This is a genomic window from Clostridium ljungdahlii DSM 13528, from assembly GCF_000143685.1.
GTDB lineage: Bacteria > Bacillota > Clostridia > Clostridiales > Clostridiaceae > Clostridium_B > Clostridium_B ljungdahlii.
The window spans coordinates 1,089,239-1,112,485 of record NC_014328.1 but is presented as its reverse complement, the minus strand read 5'-3'; the positions used below and the strand labels follow the sequence as shown (position 1 = coordinate 1,112,485).

General features: G+C 30.1%; 24 protein-coding genes and 4 pseudogenes. 9 read left to right on the top strand and 19 right to left on the bottom strand.

The window, feature by feature from the left end; genetic code table 11:
• Positions 1 to 162 precede the first annotated feature (162 nt).
• From CLJU_RS04915 to CLJU_RS21245, 17 genes and pseudogenes are all read right to left on the bottom strand, one after another.
• Positions 163 to 1,632, bottom strand: coding sequence for a zinc ribbon domain-containing protein (locus tag CLJU_RS04915; RefSeq protein WP_013237667.1), 1,470 nt, complete (start codon positions 1,630 to 1,632; stop codon positions 163 to 165).
• Positions 1,633 to 1,878: 246 nt separating this feature from the next.
• Complete coding sequence (locus tag CLJU_RS04910) at positions 1,879 to 2,772, bottom strand: hypothetical protein (protein ID WP_013237666.1); 894 nt, start codon at positions 2,770 to 2,772, stop codon at positions 1,879 to 1,881.
• Between the two features lie 224 nt (positions 2,773 to 2,996).
• On the bottom strand, positions 2,997 to 4,004 hold the full coding sequence (locus tag CLJU_RS04905) for a dTDP-glucose 4,6-dehydratase (RefSeq protein WP_029170100.1): 1,008 nt from the start codon (positions 4,002 to 4,004) through the stop codon (positions 2,997 to 2,999).
• Positions 4,005 to 4,109: 105 nt separating this feature from the next.
• On the bottom strand, positions 4,110 to 4,466 hold the full coding sequence (locus tag CLJU_RS22860) for an ATP-grasp domain-containing protein (RefSeq protein ID WP_023163000.1): 357 nt from the start codon (positions 4,464 to 4,466) through the stop codon (positions 4,110 to 4,112).
• A 56-nt stretch (positions 4,467 to 4,522) separates the two neighbouring features.
• Complete coding sequence (locus tag CLJU_RS22855; protein WP_023162999.1) at positions 4,523 to 4,795, bottom strand: ATP-grasp domain-containing protein; 273 nt, start codon at positions 4,793 to 4,795, stop codon at positions 4,523 to 4,525.
• Between the two features lie 44 nt (positions 4,796 to 4,839).
• Entirely contained in the window at positions 4,840 to 5,244 is a 405-nt protein-coding gene (gene hepT, locus CLJU_RS04895) for a type VII toxin-antitoxin system HepT family RNase toxin (protein WP_013237662.1), read from the bottom strand.
• The gene (mntA, locus tag CLJU_RS04890) at positions 5,237 to 5,644 is read right to left on the bottom strand and encodes a type VII toxin-antitoxin system MntA family adenylyltransferase antitoxin (RefSeq protein WP_013237661.1); all 408 of its coding nucleotides are present in this window, start codon (positions 5,642 to 5,644) and stop codon (positions 5,237 to 5,239) included. The genes hepT and mntA overlap by 8 nt, the downstream gene beginning before the upstream one ends.
• 128 nt (positions 5,645 to 5,772) lie before the next feature.
• Entirely contained in the window at positions 5,773 to 7,365 is a 1,593-nt protein-coding gene (locus CLJU_RS04885) for a P-loop NTPase family protein (protein WP_013237660.1), read from the bottom strand.
• 232 nt (positions 7,366 to 7,597) lie between these two features.
• Entirely contained in the window at positions 7,598 to 8,647 is a 1,050-nt protein-coding gene (locus CLJU_RS04880) for a glycosyltransferase (RefSeq protein ID WP_013237659.1), read from the bottom strand.
• 106 nt (positions 8,648 to 8,753) lie between these two features.
• Positions 8,754 to 8,990, bottom strand: a pseudogene (locus CLJU_RS04875) (AAA family ATPase); the annotation flags it as partial.
• Positions 8,991 to 9,172: 182 nt separating this feature from the next.
• A complete protein-coding gene (locus CLJU_RS04870) occupies positions 9,173 to 9,559 on the bottom strand; it encodes a nucleotidyltransferase substrate binding protein (protein ID WP_013237657.1) in 387 nt (128 codons plus the stop codon).
• Positions 9,543 to 9,845, bottom strand: a complete 303-nt coding sequence (locus CLJU_RS04865) for a nucleotidyltransferase family protein (RefSeq protein WP_013237656.1) — start codon at positions 9,843 to 9,845, stop codon at positions 9,543 to 9,545. Before CLJU_RS04865 ends, CLJU_RS04870 begins: the two co-directional genes overlap by 17 nt.
• A 99-nt stretch (positions 9,846 to 9,944) precedes the next feature.
• Positions 9,945 to 11,328 (bottom strand): annotated as a pseudogene (locus tag CLJU_RS04860) (AAA-like domain-containing protein).
• Between the two features lie 292 nt (positions 11,329 to 11,620).
• On the bottom strand, positions 11,621 to 12,055 hold the full coding sequence (locus tag CLJU_RS04855) for an ATP-binding protein (RefSeq protein ID WP_250613044.1): 435 nt from the start codon (positions 12,053 to 12,055) through the stop codon (positions 11,621 to 11,623).
• Positions 12,056 to 12,072: 17 nt separating this feature from the next.
• On the bottom strand, positions 12,073 to 12,243 hold the full coding sequence (locus CLJU_RS23125) for a hypothetical protein (protein ID WP_013237652.1): 171 nt from the start codon (positions 12,241 to 12,243) through the stop codon (positions 12,073 to 12,075).
• Positions 12,244 to 12,358: 115 nt separating this feature from the next.
• Positions 12,359 to 13,198, bottom strand: coding sequence for a Mu transposase domain-containing protein (locus CLJU_RS21250; RefSeq protein WP_023162993.1), 840 nt, complete (start codon positions 13,196 to 13,198; stop codon positions 12,359 to 12,361).
• Positions 13,123 to 13,464, bottom strand: a complete 342-nt coding sequence (locus CLJU_RS21245) for a hypothetical protein (protein WP_013237650.1) — start codon at positions 13,462 to 13,464, stop codon at positions 13,123 to 13,125. Before CLJU_RS21245 ends, CLJU_RS21250 begins: the two co-directional genes overlap by 76 nt.
• Positions 13,465 to 13,642: 178 nt before the next feature.
• Here CLJU_RS21245 and tnpA point away from each other — a divergent pair, with 178 nt between their 5' ends.
• The 9 genes and pseudogenes from tnpA to tnpC all read left to right on the top strand — a co-directional run.
• Positions 13,643 to 14,023, top strand: coding sequence for an IS66 family insertion sequence element accessory protein TnpA (tnpA, locus tag CLJU_RS04845; RefSeq protein ID WP_013237649.1), 381 nt, complete (start codon positions 13,643 to 13,645; stop codon positions 14,021 to 14,023).
• Complete coding sequence (gene tnpB / locus CLJU_RS04840) at positions 14,013 to 14,270, top strand: IS66 family insertion sequence element accessory protein TnpB (RefSeq protein ID WP_013237648.1); 258 nt, start codon at positions 14,013 to 14,015, stop codon at positions 14,268 to 14,270. Before tnpA ends, tnpB begins: the two co-directional genes overlap by 11 nt.
• 185 nt (positions 14,271 to 14,455) lie before the next feature.
• A pseudogene (locus tag CLJU_RS04835) lies at positions 14,456 to 15,202 on the top strand (transposase); the annotation flags it as partial.
• Positions 15,203 to 15,339: 137 nt separating this feature from the next.
• Positions 15,340 to 15,702: a site-specific integrase gene (locus CLJU_RS21240; RefSeq protein WP_013237646.1), complete on the top strand. Its 363-nt coding sequence runs from the start codon at positions 15,340 to 15,342 to the stop codon at positions 15,700 to 15,702.
• Positions 15,663 to 16,241: a tyrosine-type recombinase/integrase gene (locus tag CLJU_RS21550; protein ID WP_081442036.1), complete on the top strand. Its 579-nt coding sequence runs from the start codon at positions 15,663 to 15,665 to the stop codon at positions 16,239 to 16,241. Before CLJU_RS21240 ends, CLJU_RS21550 begins: the two co-directional genes overlap by 40 nt.
• The gene (locus CLJU_RS04825; protein ID WP_013237644.1) at positions 16,228 to 16,986 is read left to right on the top strand and encodes a tyrosine-type recombinase/integrase; all 759 of its coding nucleotides are present in this window, start codon (positions 16,228 to 16,230) and stop codon (positions 16,984 to 16,986) included. Before CLJU_RS21550 ends, CLJU_RS04825 begins: the two co-directional genes overlap by 14 nt.
• Positions 16,979 to 17,194 (top strand): site-specific integrase, encoded by a 216-nt coding sequence (locus CLJU_RS22765; protein ID WP_013237643.1) that lies wholly within the window; start codon positions 16,979 to 16,981, stop codon positions 17,192 to 17,194. The genes CLJU_RS04825 and CLJU_RS22765 overlap by 8 nt, the downstream gene beginning before the upstream one ends.
• Positions 17,195 to 17,196: 2 nt before the next feature.
• A complete protein-coding gene (locus CLJU_RS04820) occupies positions 17,197 to 18,207 on the top strand; it encodes a tyrosine-type recombinase/integrase (RefSeq protein ID WP_013237642.1) in 1,011 nt (336 codons plus the stop codon).
• Positions 18,208 to 18,293: 86 nt separating this feature from the next.
• Positions 18,294 to 19,115: pseudogene (tnpC, locus tag CLJU_RS04815) on the top strand (IS66 family transposase); the annotation flags it as partial.
• A 470-nt stretch (positions 19,116 to 19,585) separates the two neighbouring features.
• Here the strand turns inward: tnpC and CLJU_RS21225 are convergent.
• Both CLJU_RS21225 and CLJU_RS04805 read right to left on the bottom strand, forming a co-directional pair.
• Complete coding sequence (locus CLJU_RS21225; protein WP_013237640.1) at positions 19,586 to 21,766, bottom strand: glycosyltransferase; 2,181 nt, start codon at positions 21,764 to 21,766, stop codon at positions 19,586 to 19,588.
• The gene (locus CLJU_RS04805) at positions 21,763 to 23,115 is read right to left on the bottom strand and encodes a glycosyltransferase (protein ID WP_013237639.1); all 1,353 of its coding nucleotides are present in this window, start codon (positions 23,113 to 23,115) and stop codon (positions 21,763 to 21,765) included. Before CLJU_RS04805 ends, CLJU_RS21225 begins: the two co-directional genes overlap by 4 nt.
• Positions 23,116 to 23,247: the final 132 nt, after the last annotated feature.

Below are 23,247 nucleotides of genomic sequence, written 5' to 3'. Positions count from 1 at the left end.
TATCCCTCCAAATAATTTTTTATACTTATATTATCGTAAATTAAGGAAAAATATTTAGCAATATCTTCTTTTCAATGTCTCATACTTAAGTGGGGCAAAAATGATCCCTTATGGTGACAGGCACCTTAGTGGAGTCATTTATGTCCCATTAAGGTACAGGTACTAATTAGATTTTATATCTGAAAGCTGATATCCAGAAAATTCCTCATTATATCTGAATGTATAAGTATAATGAAAAGTCTTAGTGCTAGGAGTAGTACTATCACTTTGATATATATTATAAACCTCCTCTGTACTCACAGTTCCAGATCTCTTATCATCACTTAAGTTGTATGAGATTACATTAAAGGATTTGATATCTTCCTTTATTCCCTTTTCGTAAGTAGCCGCCACATAACTTTTCTGTGCATCATATAAAGAGCTTCCCGGATATAAATAGTCCTCAACATCTTCAAATTGACCAGTATTTACAGCTTGTGTAAAATAATAGGTATACCAATATATTAAATTACGCATTCTATACTGATCAATTTGCATACTAGTTTGAGATTGAGTAAAATCAAGTTTTATATAATCATCATCCTTTTTCAGAATATAGTCGCTGCTTCTCAGTTTTTGCCCATTTACAGCCGCAACACCATATACAGATGAATTAGCAGCCAGTGGTCCAAAATTACTAGCATCCTTTGCCTTAACCCCAGTATCCTTATTATTTAAAAATATTTCTGCATCTGGATAATCACTGTTTATATTGACATAAGAAACATCCTTAAACACTTCTACATTTTCGCTATCTTCGTTTGAATTCATAAAATCTATATCACGGGATTCATTTAAAGATTCATAACTGTTTTTGTAATCTGCATTAAGCTTATATTTCCCGGGAATAAAAGGGCCGAGCTGTTTAGAAAAATTCTTTGAATCACTTTTGGCTATTTGAGTACTATTTAAAGAAAATTGCACATCTTTTATTCCCGTTTTTACTGATATAAATGATGGTTTTATTCCTATCTTATAATCCTTGAAAAACAAATACTTCTTTCCTGCATAGACTATATCAAACTTGCCTTTAGAATTAGAATTTAAATTTCCGTTAGATCTAGCTACTTCATTATTTAATTGACTTACCACTTCATTTAAATAAGAAGGATTGTCCTTAAAATAATTAATTAAAGGTGCTACACTCTTTTCATCTATTTTTAATCTATTATCACTGCAATAAAGAATATCAACCAATTGTCCTTTGTTACTGGATGCAACCGCTTTTTGAAATTTTGAAACCACATTAGAAGGCTTGCTGGCTGCATTACCTATTAGAAAGGATACAAGTATTGTAATACATAAAATACCTATCGCTGTAATTACTGCCACTTTTTTATTCAATCCTAACTTTCTTCTAAATGTATAAAATATACTTTCATCTACTTCTTCATCATCATTAAAATCTTCTTTATTAAGATTTTCTTTAAACTGAAAATCATTATTTTGCTTATTTATAAGGTCGGTATTAAAAATTTGAGTATTCCCTACATCATCCTCTTGTCCCTTTTCTACTCCAGATTTATGTCCACATTTTGGGCAAAACATATCATTATCTTCTAATTTATTTCCACATTTAACACAAAATTTCACCTTAACGCCTCCTCATATACAAGTTTAAAAATGTTATAATTTTCGATTAATATTTTATTAAATTTATATTAACATATGTTAATAGTTTATTCTATATAAAAATGTTCCCATTAGGTGCCAGGCACCTAATGGGAACATTTCTATCCCTGTAATATTACAATCACCGAGCTCGTTAGCATGTTGCAGCTATTTTATTAGAATAGTATATTCTCTGATCTATATCTATGGGATTCTATGGCAAAACATTTAATTTAATAGTTGCAAAGCAGCATCTCTTGACAATCCAGATGACTGACATCTTAATGCATTATTTGAATCTTCTAATACATTTTTGAAATTTGCTATAGTCTGCTTTGCTGTGTCTTGATCAATATCTCCTAAACCACATTCTTCTAATATGATTTTAGAATTTCTTATAATCCGCCTTGCCGTATCTCCATCCATATCTCCTAAATCGCACAATTGTTTAACTGCCATATTTACTATCATATCCTGATACATAGCATCACCTGCAATACTTGACATTTGTTTTCTCATATTATCTGAATACTCATCTAAAGGCTTTATCAAATTTTTTTCTATTTTATTAGTATTCTTTAATATATTATCTATGCTTAAACTACCTTCAATACTGGTTCTTTTATTATCTGGATTGTATTTAATCATAGTATCATCCATACTTATCTTTAAAGGTTTTGTATCTATAATAATATTCGATCCATGACAAGTTTCTATACTAATTTCACTGCTTGAAGTTTTATTTTTGATTTCAAAACCTTCATTTATTATATTATCCATATTGTCTATTAAATCTTTTGCTTGTTTTTTTATATTCTCCTTATCTTCATCAGTATATTTATCGCTGTTGTATTTATCAGATAATTGTTTAAGCTTTTCGGACATATTTCTTAAAGAATCAACAGACTTATTTCTTTCTTGAATAAATGATACACCTTCATGTATGTGGTCTTCTGAAGTTTCCGCCTTCATTAATTGGGATCTAAGCTCATTTACCTCAAATGTATTAGATTCTTTAGAATACTTATTTGAAATACTTTTTTCTATCTGAGTTAACTTCTTATTTTTTTTACAGCATATATTAACTGATTTATTTTTAGACACAGCACTTGAAATCATCATAATTTATACCTTCCTTACCACTAAATGTTTTTGTACAGTAATAACTATCTCACATCACTACTTATGTTATCGTAATCTTAGGGAAATATTTAACAGGAATTTTAAGAACAAATTCAAAACTATATTTTGCCAATAAAAAACCAACCTCCAATCGTTAGATTTTAGGTCTAACTTTTGGGGGTCGGTTCAATCAGCTATTGGTGCTTTATATACCCAAAGAAATATTATTTTAACAGTTTAGTTCCCTCTATCCAACGTTCAGTTTCTCCAATTCCCTTCTCCAATGTATGTTCCGGCTCCCAATTTATAAGGTCTCTTGCCTTCTTATAATTGCACTTTAATTTCATAATTTCACTTTGAGGATAAATATGCTTTACATGTCTTACTTTAACTCTGTTTTTCGTAATAATTTGGGCTAATTCATTTATAGTAACATCTCTTCCAGTACCAGCATTAACTATCTGCCCATTAACTTTATCACAATACCCTGCCATTGCCAAAAATCGAGCACAATCCTTAACATATAGAAGATCTCTAGTCTGCTCTCCTGAACCATATATATTTATATCTCTACTGTGCAGTGAATTGTTTATAAATGCAGCAACTACGCCACCTTCTCCTCCAGTTTTCTGAAATGGTCCATAAGTATTAAAAGGCCTTACAACTACCGTTGGAAGTTTATATGCATTGTAATAGGAAAGTACCATATTTTCTGCTGCTATTTTGCTTCCGCCATAAGGTGACACAGGCTTTACTGGATGCTTTTCATCTATTCCTTCTTGCCCTGACACATCATAAACCATGCACGTACTAGTAAACACAACTTTACATGGATAAGTATCTTCATTAGGATCAAGTACCCAACCTTCTTCATCCATTTTTCCATTTCTACCAAACATTTGAATTCTAGCTCTCTCAAGTATATTAAAAGTACCTACTACGTCGTTATAAAAAGTAGTCCTTGGATTCTCAATGCTGTCTTGAACATTTATAGATGCCGCCAAATGATATACTATATCAAACTTTTCCTTAAATACTTCATCCAACTTATTTTCATCTCTTACATCTCCGCCTATGAATTTAAAACCAGAGTTATTTTTAAATTCCTGCAAATTCTCAATTCTTCCATTGGATAAATTATCAAAAGCTGTAACTTTATTCCCGTTCTCCAATAGTTTTTTTACCATCCAACGGCCAATAAAGCCAGCTCCTCCTGTGATTAATATGTTCATCATACTCTACCTCTTTCCTCATATAAGAATAATTAAGAGTTTCTGTGAACTCATTACTTCATATTATTTAATTTATTCTATAAAAGTACCTAATATCCTCTTGCATCATATAAATATGGCCTCGTCATACCTAATCATTGTTACTTCTTCAAACTTTCCAATAACAGGTTCTATTTCTTCTCCTCTTGCCATCATATTAAAGTATTTTCCATAATCAACTCCAGCTTTAAAAGTAAGGGGGACACCACCTCCCAAGCGTGGATTCACTTCTATATACTTTATCTTATCATCCTCTGTTACCTTGCATTGAATAGTATAAGGTCCTATTACTTTAATATTTTCCGTACTATCAACATCTTCAACCAAAGTTTTAATAAGCTTATAATTTTCCTTTATTATGGGGCCGTTCATTACAGTCCTACTCTTTGAAACTTCTCCTGATATTTCTTTTAAAAAATTCATATGTCTTTAATTTATTCTTACATATTTCTATTATTTTTTATTACTTAGTAAAAGAGTTATACCAACATAAGCAAATTTTTGTCTATTATCACATAAAGTATAAAATTCCGCTTCATGAAGCGGAATTTTATACTTTCCCTTTTACATATATCCAATAGAAAATCTATGTAATTAATATTATTAATTTTAGATATACTGTAAAATTTGTTTACAAAAGCTGTTGCTGGAGACATGTTATCTACATAATCTGTTCCTATTACAATGCAGCTATTTTTTAAATATTTTATGAGCTGAACTCTATCTCCTATATCTGTAATAAGTATTTTCATTATAAGCTCCCTTCGGTAAAATTCCACAAGTATATTTATTGATTTTACGAAATATCAAGCATATGCTTTGAAAACTTTTCTAAATCATGTATATGTTTCTCAATAATTTCTCTTACTATATCTAAATTTACAGTTTGATAATCATGAACAGCTATATTTATAAAACCAACCATAGATTTTAAATTATTCATAAGTTTTTCATCTACAATTTTATTTTCAAACAGTACTTCAAATGCATCTCTGCTGTTTTGTGGAATGCCAAGTTTTCTTTCAGAAACTATATGCATAGCTAAATCTATAGATGCCTCACAGGCTCTTTGAATATTCAAAATTATAGAATCTTGTTTAGTATAATTCTTTAAGTTTTCAGTATTATTATCATATTCTTCATTTATCCTTTTTATACATCTTTCAATAGCAGATATTTTATTCAATATCACATCATTCATATATTTTTCCTCTCTTTTTTATATTTTTTAGTACTATCTCTCTTTCTTCATTTAACGTAGCATAATCTTTAAATGCATACATTTCAAAATAAGCCCTTCTTTTATTATCACTGCAATATATTTTTTCGCCTTTAGCTATTACCTGAATTCTAAATACAGTAGATGCTTTTTTTAAGTTAATTAAATCAACATCCCTTTTTAATATATTTGCAAGTTTTTGTGCTAACATAAATATTTCATAGTCTGTAGTATTGCTATCACTAATAAAGGCAATATCAATATCACTGTCTTCTCTAAAAATTCCATTTACACTTGTACCAAATAAATATATTAAATATGGTTCTATATTTCCAGTAAGAAATTGAATTATCTTATTTACCTTATCTTTATCTATATTCAATTGACTCACACCTCACTTATATCTATTACCTATTTAAATTTTGCAATAATATTATCTATATAATCAAAATAACAGCTTTCAGACTACCTAATCTAGTTCATCTCTATAAATTAACATATACCTAATATTTAACAATAAACTTCAAATATGCTTTTTTTTCTGCTGTCTACCTCAATGTCAGTTTGATTTACTTTTCCTGCTTCAGCCTTAAGTTTTCTGAAGTCAAATATCAGAAGATATCCTGTATCCAAACTGTACTGCTTCAGATACTCCCCAAGCTGGACAAGTCCTTTTTCGTGGTACTCTTCACCATGCCATACTTTGAGCTCCACTATATACATCTTCTTATTGTAGGTTATAACTATATCAAAACGCTTTTCCTCTCCACCTTGAACTTCCTTAAAAGCAAATCCTATCCCATTTATTATAGGACTTATAAAAGCTAAAAAGAGAAGCCTGCCGTCTGCCTCCAAGAGGGCTTCTCTTTTCTCTGAATACTCGTGTTTCATAAATTTTTGAAATTTTATAAGTACCTTTTTTACATCAAGATTTCCATCCTCACTTATAAAATTTGACTTATAATTATATTTAGATATTTCAGCATATTCTTTATTTCTTATTACCTTAATCATCATGTGGTTATATATTAGCTGTTCATAAATTTTATTATTTACCTTGCAATTACCACCTTTTTCTTTTAGGATACCGTGTAATGTTCCTAAACTTACTATCTCATCACTTTTTACATATGTCATATCTTCTCCATCTAAAACTATTTTCCTTATAAAATCATATAGTTCATTGTTGTTTTCAATATTCTTAATCAGACTTTGAAAATTCGTATTATCATCATTTAAAAGTCTCTTAACAGCCATATCAATATATTCTTTTTCCCACTTAAGCTGACCTTCCTTCATTATTTTCTCATCTATTATCTTGCAAAGTTTACTTACAAGGAAGGGATATCCTGAAGTGTAGAAATAAAGTTTATCTGAAAAGTACTCTTTGTTAAGTTCTACACCTTTACTTTCCATATAATCATCCAGCATAGTCCCTATTTCTTTCTTTGAAAAGCTCATATCCACATCAAAATCCGAAGCTATATTCCAGGGACTGTTGTATTTATGATCTTCATCAGATCTTATTTTAAGCTTTAAGCTCTTGACGTCATGCACTCCTGCAAGTATTACACTGTGAAAGGTTTTGTCTTTTCCCACATTTCTGAGTAAATATTTATTTCTAAGCATTCCTAAGAAACTTAAAAACAATTGATTATTGCTGCTTTTATCTACCTCATCTATCATAAGTATTACTTTTTTATTACTCTTCATAACAAATTTAGTTATAGCTCTCGATAAATCCTTAAAGTTAATTACATTCCTTTTTTCCTCTTCTAAAAAGGCTGATAACGTTTCATGCTGGAAATATAAACTGTCAGCCATTATTTCTAAAAATGCCTTTACAAAGCTTTGTTCTTTCTCAAATATTAGATCTCCAACTCCCTCAAAGCTTATAGAAATAACAAAGTATTCTTCATTTTTATTCAAAGTCCTCTCAAGCATATATAAAGTTGTAGTTTTTCCATATTGTCTTGGTCTATTTATCACAAAATACTTTCCCTTTTCAATAAGCTTAAATACTTTATCCAATTTATTTGATATATCTACCATATAATGCATTTCAGGTATGCAGGTTCCCGTTACATTAAATTCCTTTTCCATAATTTAAAAACCACCTTTTTATAGATAGTGTTCATCTCCACAAAATTTCTTAATCTTCTACTTTTATTATAATCTATAACAATCATATTTTTCCATTATATACGGCATATTTTTATTATGGCCGCAAGAATATAATCTTATACAAACGTTTGTTCTTTTTAACAATTTAAGATACTAAAAAAGAACAGCCAATTAAAGCTATTCCTAATCTCTAAAATTTACATTTAGGGGGCTAAAGCACCTTAAGCCTGTTTCTTGCCTGCTCATAGTTACCACACATATTATAATATTCTATAGCTTTTTCTCTAAAACCAAGCACTTCATAAATAACCCCTATATTATAATACGAAATATATGTAGTTATTCCTTCCACCTTAGCATATGGAAACCTGGTACACTCTAAAAAGCTTTCTATTGCCTGTGTGAATTTAGCATTATTCATATATATTAGTCCCATAAGGAAATGAAAATCAGCAGACTTTGAGTAAATCTCAATACATTTTTCTAAAATAAGTGCCTCTGAATACCTATTGCTATTAATTAGAGAATATCCATAAGTCTCTACCAGATCCTCAACATACTCCAGTCTAAAATCTAAATTAAAAGATAAAGCCTTTTCAAAATATAATACAGAAGTTTTGTAATCCGTCAGCATATAATAGGACTTACCTAGTTGAAAATAAAGATAAGGATCTTCTGCGTTACTTTTCACTGCTATTTCCAATAAATCTATATTTCTTTTAAGTTTATCTGTTCTTTTTAATACTTCCTTTGTATAGCCTACATGCTCTGCAGTTATATCTAGCATATCTGTTTCATAAGTTTTACCATCTAAGGCTGTAATCTGTTCATGAATTATTCCTTCATAGTGAAAATAGTTTTTATTAAAAAGTCTATTTACCCTTTCTATATATTTCTTATTTCCACTCGAATCCTCCATTATATTAATTCTCTGAATCCTACCCACTTTATTTTTATTTGAAGAATTGTTTATAAATCTATCTATATTATATGTAGAGAACTGTGTTACAAACTCATCTGCATCTAAAATAAGTATCCAATCATTTAACGCTTTTGATATAGAAAAATTTCTAGCTTTGGAAAAATCACTGCACCACTTAAAATCATAAATTTTATCTGTAAACTCTAAAGCAATAGACTTTGTACTGTCTTTTGATCCAGTATCTACAATAACTATCTCATCCACAAAATTAGCTATTTTTGATAAACAATTTTTTAAATTTTCTTCTTCATTCTTAACTATCATACATAAAGTTAACATATTTTTACCCCTATAATTTATCACTTTAATCTGTTTTCAAAACCTTTATGCTTGGAACATCTAATGCTTGGCTCTTAAGTTATAAATTTAAGACGCTTAAGAAAACTTAGCAATAAACTTCCACTATCCTTTTCTTCCTATTTTCTATTTTAACATTGACTTCATTTGCTTTTTCTGTTTCTTCTTTAAGTTTTCTAAAATCAAATATTAAAAGGTATCCTTGACTTAATCCATACTGATCTAAATATTCTCTAAGCTGCATTAGTCCCTTTTTATGGTAATCTTCTCCACGCCATATTTTAAGCTTCAGTATATACATTTTTTTATTATAATCTATACCAATCATATTTTTCCATTATTAAAGCTATATTTTTATTATGATCATATAAAATTAATTTTATGCAAACATTTGTTCTTTTTATAATTATTTAGATATACTAAAAAGAGCAGCCAATTCAATGACTGTTCTAGAAATATTATTACATTATTTTACAGGTATCTGTTACTCAATTTTCATTTTGTCTGCTACTCTTTTAAGAATTTCTCCAAATCATTAAATTCATTAATATACACTTTTTTGATTCTTTCAACTATATTTTTAGCAGTTGTTTCATCATACATATGAGATGTTCTATTTCTATCTAACATCATCTCAATCCATAAGTCTCCATTAGATATTATTTTATGCTTAAAAGCCACTCTTATAGTGCTTCTTGGTGCTAAAGCTTCATCCAATATTCCTTGATCCTCTAGATAAAGCTTCATAACCTTCCAACTTTGCTCAAATGTAAATTCAAATCTCTGAATAATACCATCTACTATTATATCATCTGTAATATCTTTTTCTAAGGCTTCTCTTAATCTACTCAAGGCATTTATAAAATCATATATTCTTTCATCTAATCTCTTCATTATATATAACAACACCTTCTTTTAATATATTATCTATTAATTCTTTTTTGCTAAGCTCATTAATGGATAATATATCAAAGCTTAGGCATGTATTTAATTCATTTACATCCATATTTATTTTTGCTAAAATTAAATGAGTTACACCTTCTCCAAATATGCATAAATCTATATCGGAATTGTACCTATTATCTCCTCTAGCTCGTGACCCAAATAATAAAACTTTTTCAATTTCTGCATATTTGCTAAAAATTGTTTCTAACTCAATTTTCAATTTATCATCTATCACTTTTAATCACCCGTACTAAAAATATTCAATTTTTATCGATTATATTATATGATTATTATTTTAATCCTTCTTTACTTATATTATATCATAATCATATTATTAGCAATAAACTTCCACTATCCTTTTCTTCCTATTTCCTATCTTAACATTAACCTCATTTACTTTTCCCACTTCATCTTTTAGTTTTCTAAAGTCAAATATCAGAAGATATCCCTGATCTAGACTGTACTGCTCCAAGTATTCTCCGAGCTGGACAAGTCCTTTTTCGTGGTACTCTTCACCACGCCATATTTTAAGCTCCACTATATACATTTTCTTATTATAAGTTATAACTATATCAAACCGCTTTTCCTCTCCGCCCTGCACTTCCTTAAAGGCAAAACCTGTTCCATTTATTATTGGACTTATAAAAGCTAAAAACAGAAGCCTACCGTCTGCCTCCAAGAAGGCTTCTCTTTTTTCTGAATACTCATGCTTCATAAATTTCTGAAATTTTATAAGTACCTTTTTTACATCTAAATTACCATCTTCATTTATAAAATTCGACTTTTCGTTGTAAAAACCCACATCAGTTGAAGTCTCTATTAAAGAACTCATATAATCATATATAAGCTGCTCATATATTCTATTGTTTATTTTTAAGCTATTATTTTTCCCACTTAAGCTGATCTTCTACCATTATCTTTTCATCTATTATCTTACAGAGTTTGCTTACAAGGAAAGGGTATCCCGAAGTATAAAAACGGAGTCTATCTGAAAAATACTTTTTATCAAGTTCTACACCTTTATCTTTAACATAATCATCAAGCATTGTTCCTATTTCTTTTTTTGAAAAGCTCATATTCACATCAAAATCAGATGCAATATTCCAGGGGCTGTTGTATTTATACTCTTCATCAGGTCTTATCTTGAGTTTTAAACTTTTGACATCATGCACTCCAGCAAGTATCACGCTGTGAAATGTTCTGTCTTTTCCTGCATTCCTAAGTAAATATTTATTTCTAAGCATTCCCAAAAAGCTTAAAAACAGCTGGTTATTGCTGCTCTTATCCACTTCATCTATCATTAAAATTACATTTCTATTAACTTTTACAATAAATTTTGTTATTGCTCTTGATAAATCTTTAAAATTTGCTAAATTCTTTTTTTCTTCTTCTAAAAAAGATGCTAAATTTTCATGCTGTAAATATAAACTATCAGCCATTATTTCCAAAAATGCTTTTACAAAGCTTTGTTCCTCCTCAAATATCAAGTCTCCAACTCCCTCAAAGCTTATGGAAACAACTAAATAATCTTCATTTTTATTCAAAGACCTCTCAAGCATATACAAAGTTGTAGTCTTTCCATATTGTCTTGGTCTGTTTATTACAAAATATTCTTCATCTTCTATGAAATTCATTATCCTTTTTATTTTATCAGAAATGTCTACCATATAATGTTTCTCCGGTATGCAGGTTCCCGTTACATTAAATCTCTTTTTCATAATTTTAAAACCACCTTTTTATAGATAGTATATATCCACAAAATTTCTTCATGTTCTATTTTATTATAATCTATAACAATCATATTTTTCCATTATTAAAGCTGTATTTTTATTATGGTCATAAAAAATTAATTTTATACAAACATTTGTTCTTTTTATAATCATTTAGATATACTAAAAAGAGCAGCCAATTCAATGTATATGTCAAGTGAAATTTAGGTCATCTGCTCATTGAATTTTAGGTCACTAATTATAAGACGTTACACCTATGAATTTTCATAGGTGCTAAGTTTTAGCATTGACTAAGAGACTCACGAAGTCTATAGGAGTCACCTGTCATGTCTATGATATGTGCTTTGTTTGTAAGTCTGTCTACCATAGCACTTGTTATAACTGGATCACCAAATATTTCTTCCCATCGATCAAAGAATAAATTGGTGGTTATTATTATTGATTTTCTTGATGCCCTTAAAGAAAGATTTGTAAAAAGCGGCTCAGCACCTTCTTTATCAAAAGAAATATATCCAAGTTCATCTGCTATTACTAAGTCATACTTTTCAAATCTACGTTCAAAATAAGTTAATGTTTTCTGGCTGTTACATTCCTTAAGTTTAGTTATTAGTAATGGAATAGTGGTAAACAACACTTTGTATCCTTCCATACAAGCTTTTATACCTAGTCCTATACTTACATGTGTTTTACCTGTACCTGGATTACCTACTAAAATTACGTTTTGACCTTTTTCTATAAATGTAGAGTACTGGGTTCAGGAAGCTTTTTCTGCATACCTTCAGGCAAATATCTTACGTCAATATCATCAAGGTATTTTCTATATGGAAACTTTGCATTACTTATCCGGCACTCAACTCCACGTTTATCTTTTTCATCAATCTCAAGCAGCAGTAGTTTGTGCAAAAATTCTTCATAATCTCTGGATTCCTCAATAACTTCCTCAAAGTGGTCATGTATTCCTCTGAGTTTGAGTATATTGCAGAATTCTTTAATCTCTTATTGAATTTTATTTTCATCCCTACACCGTCCTTTCAAGTTGTAGATTAGCAAGGTTATTGTACAAAGAAAGGCTTGCCCTTGACTTTTTCGACAGGACATCTGTATAGTCTTTCTTAGTACTACATTTAGTTTGTGAAGCATAATCGCAAATAGCCATTACTTTATCTCTACTCATATCCAGTGGTGATATTTTTTCTAATTTTATTAAGGCATCGGCAACATCATCAACGCCTCTTTCATAGATAATCTCTAAAACTTCTAGAAATGTTTTTGCATCTTTGCTATAATATTTGTTGAATATGTTTTGTATTTTGGTGTTCTCTTGAAGCAGTGCTGTGCTTTTATGTAGGTCACCTGGTTTTTTATATAGAGTTTTAAGATAATGTTTAAGCTGAATATTCCAGCTGTGATTAAGATAATTTCTTTTATGAACTGCAACAATGATATTTTTATGATAAATAACAATTTTATCTGTATATACTTTAACTAGCAGCATTTTTCCAACCAGGAAATCAGGTACTGAATAATGATTTTGACTTATTATAATAGTTGAATATTTGTCTACTCTATATTCTAAGGCAATACAACTTTCAAATATAGGCAAGCGTGGGTTTAAATACATTTTTCCCTGATGAAATACCTCTAATGGAACTGTATCATTAGAAATAGGTTTACTATTTATCTGCATACAGCATTCTAATAGATGATTGTTAGCATCTGAAATAGAATCAAAACATTCCTTAATTTTAAATGCCTTTCTTCTTACAAATTCAACGCTTCTCTCTACATGTCCTTTCTCATTGCCAGTAGCAATGTTGCAAAATCGAAAATTGAATCCGTAATATATAGAGAGTTCCATAAGGGCTTTTGTTGGTTCTTTTTCATAGGTCCGACAAACTTTCTAACTACAACTTTCATATTGTCATAAACCATACTTCTAAAAGAACCCTGACAGCGTTCAAAAAAATCAGCATGTGACTGTTGAAATGCTGGAGTATCCTGTGATTTAAACAACATTGCAAACCGATAGTTGCTTTTAGCAGCAGTAAATACTGCCATTTGATATTTTTTAAATCCTTCTTCACCTATATTAAGTTTAACTTCTCCCCAGTCAAATTCACACACATCACCATAATCATATTCCTGGCGAATAAAGGCTTCCTTGTGTCTTTCACATATCTCTTTTACGTAAGCGTCAAATAAGAAGTTGGATAGAAAGTGTTTAAAAAATGTGAGATAATCTTCTAAAATAAGTTTTAAAGTTTTTCAAGTTAACTTGAAAAACTTTAATAGGAGATTTTAAATGGATGTACAAAAAACAACACAGGATTATAGAATGAATAAATGGATTAAGACTATACGTGAATGCATGGACAGTGGAGAAAATGTATCTTCTTGGTGCAGGAATAATGGAATTAAGACAAACAGTTATTACTACTGGCTAAGGAAAATACGTGCGGCTGCCTGTAAAGCACTGCCTTCAATAAACAATCAGGAACAAATAGTTCCAATGGATATGTCCAAAATATCTAATGTCATCTCTACAGATACAGCTTATGTTTCTTCAGAAACATCTCAAGCTGATGTTATTGTCCATTTAGGCTCTGCAGTACTTGAATTTCACAACAGTGCTTCAGAAAGTTTAATTCAAAATATTATAAAGGTGCTCAAAAATGTTGGGTGATATCTCAAAAGCAGCGAAGATATATATTGCAACTGGATATACAGATATGAGAAAATCCATTGATGGACTTGCCGCAATTGTACAGCAGAATTTTGAGTTGAATCCATTCCAAAATAGTTTATTTTTATTCTGTGGTCGGAAAAGAGACAGAATGAAGGCATTATATTGGGAGGGTGATGGCTTTGTACTTCTTTATAAAAGATTAGAAAATGGATGTTTTCAGTGGCCCAGGATGCACAGGCAGTAAAATGCATAACTCCCCGGGAATTTCGGTGGCTCATGGAAGGACTGTCATTGAATCAGCCGAAGGCTGTAAAAAAGGTAGATGTACAAAATGCCCTCTAGTGTCAGAGAAATCTGAAATCATGCGGTTTTATAGAAATTCATGGTATAATAATAGATATAAAAAATAGTAAAGGAACTGTCTCAATTATGTATACCAAAAATGAAATTCTAGAGCTTAAAAATCGCATAATACAACTGGAGAAGGAGAATAAAACTCTCCATGAGACAGTTGAATTTTTAACACACAAGTTATTTGGCAGGAGCAGTGAAAAAACATCTGTAATTGCAGGTCAGATAAACCTTTTTAATGAAGTAGAAACAGAAAGCAAGCCGTCTGCGCCAGAACCAACATTACAAGAAGTAGCAAACTACCGACGTAAGAAATTCAATGGACAACGGGCAGAACTTCTAAAAGATATTCCCCATGATACAGTAATTTGTGGTCTTGAAGAAGACGAACGTTTCTGTGAAAAATGTGGAACATCTCTAGTAAGCATTGGCAGAGAATTTATTCGCACAGAATTAGAATTTATTCCAGCAAAAGTTCGTGTTATTGACTATTACCGGGAATCTTACGAATGTAGGAAATGCAGAAAAGAAGGGTTACCTTATATAGAGAAATCACCAATGCCGTACCCTGTAGTACAGCATTCAATGGCTTCACCATCTACGGTTGCCCATATCATGTATGAGAAATTTGTAGATGCTCTTCCACTATACCGTCAGGAGAAAGAATGGGAGTCACTGGGGGTAAAGCTAAGCCGTGCAACAATGAGTAACTGGATTATGGTTGCAGCTAGAGATTGGCTGATACCACTTACAAAATTGATGCACCAGAAACTTATTGAAGAAAAATATTTGCATGCAGATGAGTTATGTGTAGCACAACATAACTCATCTTATGCAGAGTTAAATATTATGTAGAGTTAATAGTAATGAGTACTGGATATTCTAGAATTTTAGAAATTATTTAAACAATTAGCTCTACATAACATTTTTATGTCTATACTTCTAATAGGAGGTGCATAAAAATGCAAATTAAAAATTCCACTAAACTACTTCTAAAATATGATGTATATGCAAGACTTTTAAAAGATTATCTTTCTTTGGATGAGTTTAATAATTTATCGCCATTAACAATTTCATCCAGAAGGCTAACCATAGTATCATTTATGAATTATTTAGGTGATAATGGCGTAGCCAGTATATACAATTGTAATCAAAAAAATGTAACCAACTATCTTATCTCTATATGTAATTTAGCTTCTTCTACTATAAGCGGAAGAACATTTATTCTTAGGCATTTCTTCAATTACCTATATAATGCTAGTTATATTATGTATTCAGGCAACGAATTTTATCATTTTATTCACCTAATGAAATTAGACGGTTAATCAGTTCTGTTGACAGAACAACTCTGTATGGTAAAAGAGATTTTGCTGTCATACTTTTAGCAGGAGAACTAGGAATCCGTTCAGGTGACATTGTTCGGCTAAAATTATCTAATATACACTGGGAACATAATACAATAGAGTTTATACAGTATAAAACTAAAATATTCAATCAGTTGCCTTTATTGGAAAATATAAAGTATGCATTACTGGATTATCTTAAAAATAGTAGACCAGATACTAAATCAGATATTATTTTTATAGGTATAAGGAATGGCGGTCGTCAACTGACAAACACATGTATACACAGGATTGTTTCAAAATATTTTATAAAGTCTAATATTGATATTTCAAAGCGTAAACATGGCCCTCATGCCATGAGACATTCCCTTGCAAGTAACTTATTACACAACAATACCCCTATGCATATAATAAAAGAAGTATTAGGTCATTCCAATCTGAATACAACTAGAATGTATCTTAATATAAATATTGATGCACTTAGAACAGTTTCTCTGGAGGTGCCTTATGAAACAGAATGAAATATTCCACTTTCCTAAGATTTACTGTGATATTGCAATGGAGTATGTAAATTACAAACATTCGCTTGGATTCAAATATCCTTTAGGTGAGCAGGGAAAATTAAATTCCCTCTTGAAATACATATATAACTATTCCAAATCTGAACCCAAATATGAGATGTCACAGGAATTAGTTGAAAAATATGCTGTTAGAAATACAAGTGATAGTAAGCATCATCTTCATGCAAAACAGTCAACTATACGTCAATTTGCCATTTTTCTTAATCTAAAAGGTATTCCTGCATATATATATCCAAAAGAGCTAGTAAAAACTTCTGAAGATTTTGTCCCATACATCTTTACCATTGAAGAAATACAGAAGATTATATATGCTGCTGATTGCATTAAGCCAAACAAGAATAAATTTGTTAACACCCCTCTTATTTATCCTGCAGTCATACGAGTGTTATATGGATGTGGCTTACGAATAAGTGAAGCTCTTTCATTAAAATTCACAGATGTTGACTTAGAAAATGGAATTCTTGTCATCATGAATGGCAAAAATAATGTCTCGCGCTTAGTTCCAATGTCAAAATCACTTCAACAGTATCTAATTGCATATGAATTTAAAGTGAATCGGCGAGAAAATCCTTACTTTTTCCCAGCACTACACAATGAGATGTATTCTCCTTTGACATTTCGTAATCAGTTTTATAAATTCCAGAAACAGGCAAATATATCATGGAAAGTATCCCCGAGTGCATGACCTAAGACATACATTTAGTGTTCATGCATTAGAACAGATGGTTTCTCAGGGGAAAGATCCATATTGTGCATTACCAATATTAAGCACATACCTTGGACATAAAGGTATAGAATCTACTGAAAAATATCTTCGTCTAACAAAACAATATTTTAAAGATATTCTCCAGTACAGCGCAGAAGATGCAGAAAATATCTTCCCGGAGGTATGAGCATGCATAAAAAAGATTTTTCATATTATGTTACAAGATATTTTACAAACTATCTTGATAGAGAAGCAGGCTTTTCACCTAATACAATCAAATCATATAGAGATACTTTTATACTCTTCTTTCGATATATTGAACTCTTCAGAATTTGCAAAATTAACAAGTTAAATATGGATATTTTATCTGCTGATAATGTTAATGACTTTCTAAACTGGATTGAAAAAGAAAGACAATGTACTGTTAGCTCAAGGAATCAACGCCTTGCAGCTTTGAAATCATTCTGTATTTATGTCATTCGAGAAAATCCAGAAAAAAGTGACATATGCCAACAGGTTTTAGGCATACGAGCTAAAAAAGCAACTCAAAAATCTATAGGCTATCTTAATATAGAAGCTATTTCCTATCTTCTGAAGATGCCAGACAAAACTTCTGATAGAGGAATACGTGATTTAGCACTGCTTGCATTGCTTTATGAAACTGGATGTCGAGTTCAAGAAATCATTGATTTAAAAATTGGAGATATATCATTCCGTATTCCAAATACTGTTGCATTAACTGGTAAAGGGAATAAGATAAGAGTTGTTCCCATTAGCCAACAGGTATCTGAAATCATAAAAAATTATTTAAGTATTTCAACCCGACATAATTTTGAAGAAAATATATTTGTCAATAGATTGGGTAACCCACTTTCAAGATCAGGAGTTGCTTATATTCTTAATAAATATGGGGATATGGCACGAAAAAATAGATTAGACCTTTATCCATACAAACTACATCCTCATATACTTAGACATTCAAAAGCTATGCATCTGCTTGAAAATAATGTTAATCTAATATACATTCGTGACTTCTTGGGGCATTCCTCAGTAACAACAACAGAAATCTATGCTAGGTGTAATCCCGAACTGAAACGAAAATATATCGAGGAAGCCAGTAATTTTATAACAGAAACCGTCCAAGATTATTCAAAAACAGAAAAGAACGATTTACTGGAATGGCTCCGTAAAAACATCTAAATATTATGTAGAGTGGTTAAGCTTACCCATGCCTATATATCCAGCTCAACCATTTTCTACTCTACATAATATTTAACTCTGCATAAGATGAGACACCTGTACAGGTACTTATGGAACCTGGAAGGAAAAACGCATCTGAATCCTATATGTGGGTATATAGTACGTATGCAGGCAGCCAGACACCTATAAGGTTGTTTGATTACAAGCCTTCAAGAAGTGGAAATTGTCCACAAAAATTTTTAAAAGGTTTTAAAGGATACCTTCATACCGACTGTTATAGTGGGTACAATAAAGTACCTGAAGTAATAAGATGCCTGTGCTGGACACATCTTAGAAGGTATTTTGTTGAAGCACTTCCTAAAGACATAAAAAGTCCAGAAGCTACACTTCCGGCAATAGGAATTGACTTTTGCAATAAACTCTTTTCAGAAGAAAAACTACTTGTGAATCTTACACCTGAGGAGCGAAAAACGAAGCGTCTTGAAACGGAAAAACCGATTCTTGAGGCCTTTTGGAGCTGGGCTAATTCTATAAAACAGAGCTGTCTTCCAAAATCAAGGCTCGGTAAGGCAGTAGATTATGCAGTAAAGAATAAAGAAGGATTTATGAACTATCTAATGGATGGAAATTGTGCCATTTCAAACAACCTATCAGAAAATAGCATAAGACCATTTACGATAGGAAGAAAAAACTGGCTTTTCAGTGGAAGTCCAAGGGGAGCTGAAGCCAGTGCAGCAGTTTATAGTATAATTGAAACGGCTAAAGCTAACGGCCTTGAGCCCTATAGTTATCTCAAGTTTTTGTTTAAAAATTTACCAGGTGTTCAATTTGGAGCACATCCAGAATTCCTGGATGAATACCTGCCATGGGACCAATGGGTTCAATCTTCATGTAAAAAGAAAGCATAATAAATTACGACCATTTTAATAAATGGTCGTTTATTTTTTATGTTTATACACTGGGTAGTTTATCGCTTACTTTGTTCTCCCAGAAACGGATGAAACGGATAGTTTAAAACCATCCGTTTCTGTAAAGAACACCAATAGACGCTCAGGTTGCTCCTCAGCATTGCCTTATCCTGCTATTGGTAAGTATATTATCGACTAAAATTGGAGATGATATACAAATAATATTATCCATAAAGTATATTGCCTTGTAGTAACATTATTCTACAAACTTTTTGATTTAGAATTATTAGCCTAAAGAAAGAGAATACACAAAATTATTTTCACGGCCTTTCTGGAAGAACATCTACCATGGAATCCCCCCCGTGGGTTCAATCCTCCTGTAAAAAACAAGTAGCAAGTTATGACTATTCTAACAAATGACCATTTATTTTTACAGGTATATATAGCATATTTCACTGCCTACTCTAATACTAAAACTTGTACCCATTTAATCTTAACAATATCCACCTTTTGTTACTGGAAAATGATGATTCAAGTATGATAAAATTATAAATTTTGTTCAATTCATCTAAAAATGGATAATGATTCACATCATCTATTAAAATATACGCATCAGATTTTAGATAATTATAAAACAAAACATAACTTAAAGAGCGCCCATTACCATGCGGACCATCAACAATCATTGCATCAATGCTACCTTCTTTGCTAAACATTGATTTTTTTATATTATAAAAACAATTATGTACTCGGGTATTTTTATATTGGTTTTCTGGAATTTCAGTTGAATATTTACTCCAAATTCCAATTGAATTTTTAGGATATGAAAACATACAATTCCATATATTATCATCAATAGTGTATAGCTTACATACATTAATATTTATTTTACCATTATAGTTTACTTTTTTTCTTACTTCATTAGCCCAATATCCGTCATGTTCAAATGTATTAATATTTAAATTTAAATTTGATATATCCATAAATTTATTCCAGAATAAAGTTGATTGCCCACTGCCCAATTCAATTATGTTATATTCACTTTTTCGTTTGCTAAATAAATAACCACATAAATATCTTAATGAACTTTTAGATAAAGCCCAACCTCCAAAACCATTATCTAATGTTTCAACGCATTTAAAAGTTTTTTCAATCTGTGAGCAATATTCAGAATTGACTCTTAGCCAATATTGAGCTTTCAATTCTTCAGCATAATTTCCTTCACTATCAAATACATATTTATAATTTTTAATGTATAAACTTTCATCACACTTTAATTTCTCATAAATATTTTTTATGAGGCAATCTAAATCTTTATCTTTACCTTTATATTTTTGAATATATGACATTGCAACTTTATATTCACCGCAATTACTAAGTACATATCCTAAATTATAAAGAGTATCAATATTTTCTTCATTAATTTCATAAGCAACCATTAAAAGTTTTAATGCCAAATCTACCAATTTAGTTTCATAAAATTTCACAGCAATATAATCTAATAATTCTTCTTTTTTTACAGTTCTATTTACAATTATATTAATTAAATCATTAATATTTATTTCATTCTTATTTATTAAACTGATAATTTGCTGCGTATTATCTATGACATCTTCTTCCTTATCCATACTATTAATTATAGTAAATAATTTATTTGTGGTATAATTCGTTCTAATGTCATAAACTTTATCATAACTTTTAGGATTATTCTTGTTTTTAATATAATTCATAACAACATTTTTGTTTATAGCTGGTTTACTTTTATCTATTTCACCAGTATACTTTTCCATCACTTCTGTAATATACTTTGCTCTTTCTGTATACGTATGATGTTTTAGTGCCTCATTATATCCAGATTCCGCTATTTGATTTCTTTCTTTACTATTTCTTAAATAATATTCTATTGCTTTGTCTATTGCTTCTACATCACCTGTTTCTACTTCCACATAGTCTTTCCCAGAGATAAAAGGATTTTCAGTTGAAAGCTTTTCACTTATTAAAAATGCACCACAACCAAGTGCCTCAAATACTCTTGTTTCAGTATCAAGATTTTCAAATGTATGAAGATTAAGCACAATTTTAGCTCTATTAAAATATTTTGTCATTTCTTCACCAAATGCTTGTGTATATACTATATTAAATTTTTTTTCTAGTATCTGAATTATTTTTTCTCTTCTTTTTGAAGGTGTACCTACAAAAAGAACATCAATATCTTTCAATGTACTAGGCATTTTATATTGCATCATTTCATCAAATCCATTTACCAAAACTGATGTGTTACTTCTACTAAGCCATTTATAATCTTCTACGGCAAAGTTTAAACACCTATTAGTATGAACAAATATGTGTTCAAACTTTCCTGATGTTAAAAGCCTATCCTCATCCCTACACGATACAATTGGTTCTGATGCCCAAAAAAACTTAGGTCTATTTACAGCTTTTAAAAGTTCTATAGGAAACCAATCTCCTCTTTGAAGTAATAATACATCAAAATCACCAACTTGCAATAACTTTTCTCCCAACTGATCTCTGTATTTTCTATAATCAAGTGTAATGGTTTTATGTCCATTTTTTATAAATCCTCTGTTTACAAAATACTCAGCTCCCCATCCTGCATTTTGTTCTATAACACTTATATACAATATTTTCATTTCAATTCACCTTCATTTAATCTATCAAGTACTTTTGTAATATAAAAATTTTCTTTGTCAAGTGAATATTTGTCCTGAATAAACTTTCTATATTCTCTAGAATCATATTTTTCTTCTGTTATCATTTTTACTGCTTCATCAACAGAATTAAATATATACTTTTTATCATAGTGGTCTTTTATGCCTTCACAATTATGTAAAATAGGCTTTATACCGCTTACCATACTTTCTGCAGCTGCAAAACATAATCCTTCATCAATACTTGATATAACCATATAATCTATTTTTTTAAACCACTCAATCTTTTGCTTTTCATTCTGCCATCCTTCAAAAACTACACTTTTATCAAGTTTATATTCCTTTATAAAATACTGAAAATATGCTAATGTTCTCGCATCTTGAAATTGGCCTGCTATATACAACTTATATCTTGAATCAATATCGTGCAATTTTTTAAATATATCAAGAGTTAATGGTATATTTTTTTTGAAATTTATATATCCTAAATATCCTAAGTTGTAACCTTTCTTTTTTATATTTAATGGATACTTGTCCACATTAATTCCACAAAATACTGTATGGATTCTTAAGTTTCCCTTATCTATATTTCTTGTATTTTCTTCAAATATTCTTCTAATATGCGGAGCCACAATAATCAAATCATTAACATTCTTCCAATTTGGTTCCCTAATAAAATCAGAATACACTTCATATCCATGAATTCTGCATATTATTTTTTTATTCTTCGCTAATTTAAGTTTACTTCCATATCCAACAAGTTCATCACACCACTCAAACCAACAAATATCAGCCCACTTCATACCTTCATCAATCTGTCTATAATTTGTAACTCTTATATGTTTTGTTTTATATTCTTCAGATAACTCATTTATTATATCCCATATAAACTTGTCATCACCCTTATCAAAAAAAACTATCTTTTTTTTATCAACTATTGCACTAATATTGTGTTCACTTTTTATCTTTCTAATAATTTTATCAATATCACTTACCATATTTTTGTTACTGCAATTATCTAAAGCTTTTTTATAGTACCAGAGTGCTTCTTCAAAATTTTGATTCTGTTTATAAACATATCCAAAATTATAATTTAAATCAAAATTATTTTCATCTATATCTAACCCTTCTCTAAGTACTTCTTCTGCTTCATCAAACTTGTTTTCCATTATAAGAATAACTGCATCCATTGAATATGCTTCAGCATCATCACTATCTATATCCTTATATTGATCTATAAGTTGCCTGGCATCCTTTAAATCACCACTATCTATAAGCTTTTGTATATTACCTTTTAATTGTTTTTTTAATAAATCTATATCATTTTTCATTTGATCTTCCACCTTACATGATCTCATATAATATGTAGTAATTATATTTAATAATAAAAATAACGACTAATGAGCCTACTTTCTTCTTTTCTTCTGCCTCCTGCAAAATATACTAGATTTATTAGTCATCCT

Excerpts from the sequence above, each read along its gene's own strand:
- CLJU_RS04910 (WP_013237666.1), bottom strand. The coding sequence starts at position 2,772 with ATGATGATTTCAAGTGCTGTGTCTAAAAATAAATCAGTTAATATATGC.
- CLJU_RS04905 (WP_029170100.1), bottom strand. The coding sequence starts at position 4,004 with ATGAACATATTAATCACAGGAGGAGCTGGCTTTATTGGCCGTTGGATG.
- CLJU_RS22860 (WP_023163000.1), bottom strand. The coding sequence starts at position 4,466 with ATGAATTTTTTAAAAGAAATATCAGGAGAAGTTTCAAAGAGTAGGACT.
- CLJU_RS22855 (WP_023162999.1), bottom strand. The coding sequence starts at position 4,795 with ATGAAAATACTTATTACAGATATAGGAGATAGAGTTCAGCTCATAAAA.
- hepT (WP_013237662.1), bottom strand. The coding sequence starts at position 5,244 with ATGAATGATGTGATATTGAATAAAATATCTGCTATTGAAAGATGTATA.
- CLJU_RS04885 (WP_013237660.1), bottom strand. The coding sequence starts at position 7,365 with ATGGAAAAGGAATTTAATGTAACGGGAACCTGCATACCTGAAATGCAT.
- CLJU_RS04880 (WP_013237659.1), bottom strand. The coding sequence starts at position 8,647 with ATGTTAACTTTATGTATGATAGTTAAGAATGAAGAAGAAAATTTAAAA.
- CLJU_RS04870 (WP_013237657.1), bottom strand. The coding sequence starts at position 9,559 with ATGAAGAGATTAGATGAAAGAATATATGATTTTATAAATGCCTTGAGT.
- CLJU_RS21250 (WP_023162993.1), bottom strand. The coding sequence starts at position 13,198 with ATGGAACTCTCTATATATTACGGATTCAATTTTCGATTTTGCAACATT.
- tnpA (WP_013237649.1), top strand. The coding sequence starts at position 13,643 with ATGGATGTACAAAAAACAACACAGGATTATAGAATGAATAAATGGATT.
- tnpB (WP_013237648.1), top strand. The coding sequence starts at position 14,013 with ATGTTGGGTGATATCTCAAAAGCAGCGAAGATATATATTGCAACTGGA.
- CLJU_RS21240 (WP_013237646.1), top strand. The coding sequence starts at position 15,340 with ATGCAAATTAAAAATTCCACTAAACTACTTCTAAAATATGATGTATAT.
- CLJU_RS04825 (WP_013237644.1), top strand. The coding sequence starts at position 16,228 with ATGAAACAGAATGAAATATTCCACTTTCCTAAGATTTACTGTGATATT.
- CLJU_RS04820 (WP_013237642.1), top strand. The coding sequence starts at position 17,197 with ATGCATAAAAAAGATTTTTCATATTATGTTACAAGATATTTTACAAAC.
- CLJU_RS21225 (WP_013237640.1), bottom strand. The coding sequence starts at position 21,766 with ATGAAAATATTGTATATAAGTGTTATAGAACAAAATGCAGGATGGGGA.
- CLJU_RS04805 (WP_013237639.1), bottom strand. The coding sequence starts at position 23,115 with ATGAAAAATGATATAGATTTATTAAAAAAACAATTAAAAGGTAATATA.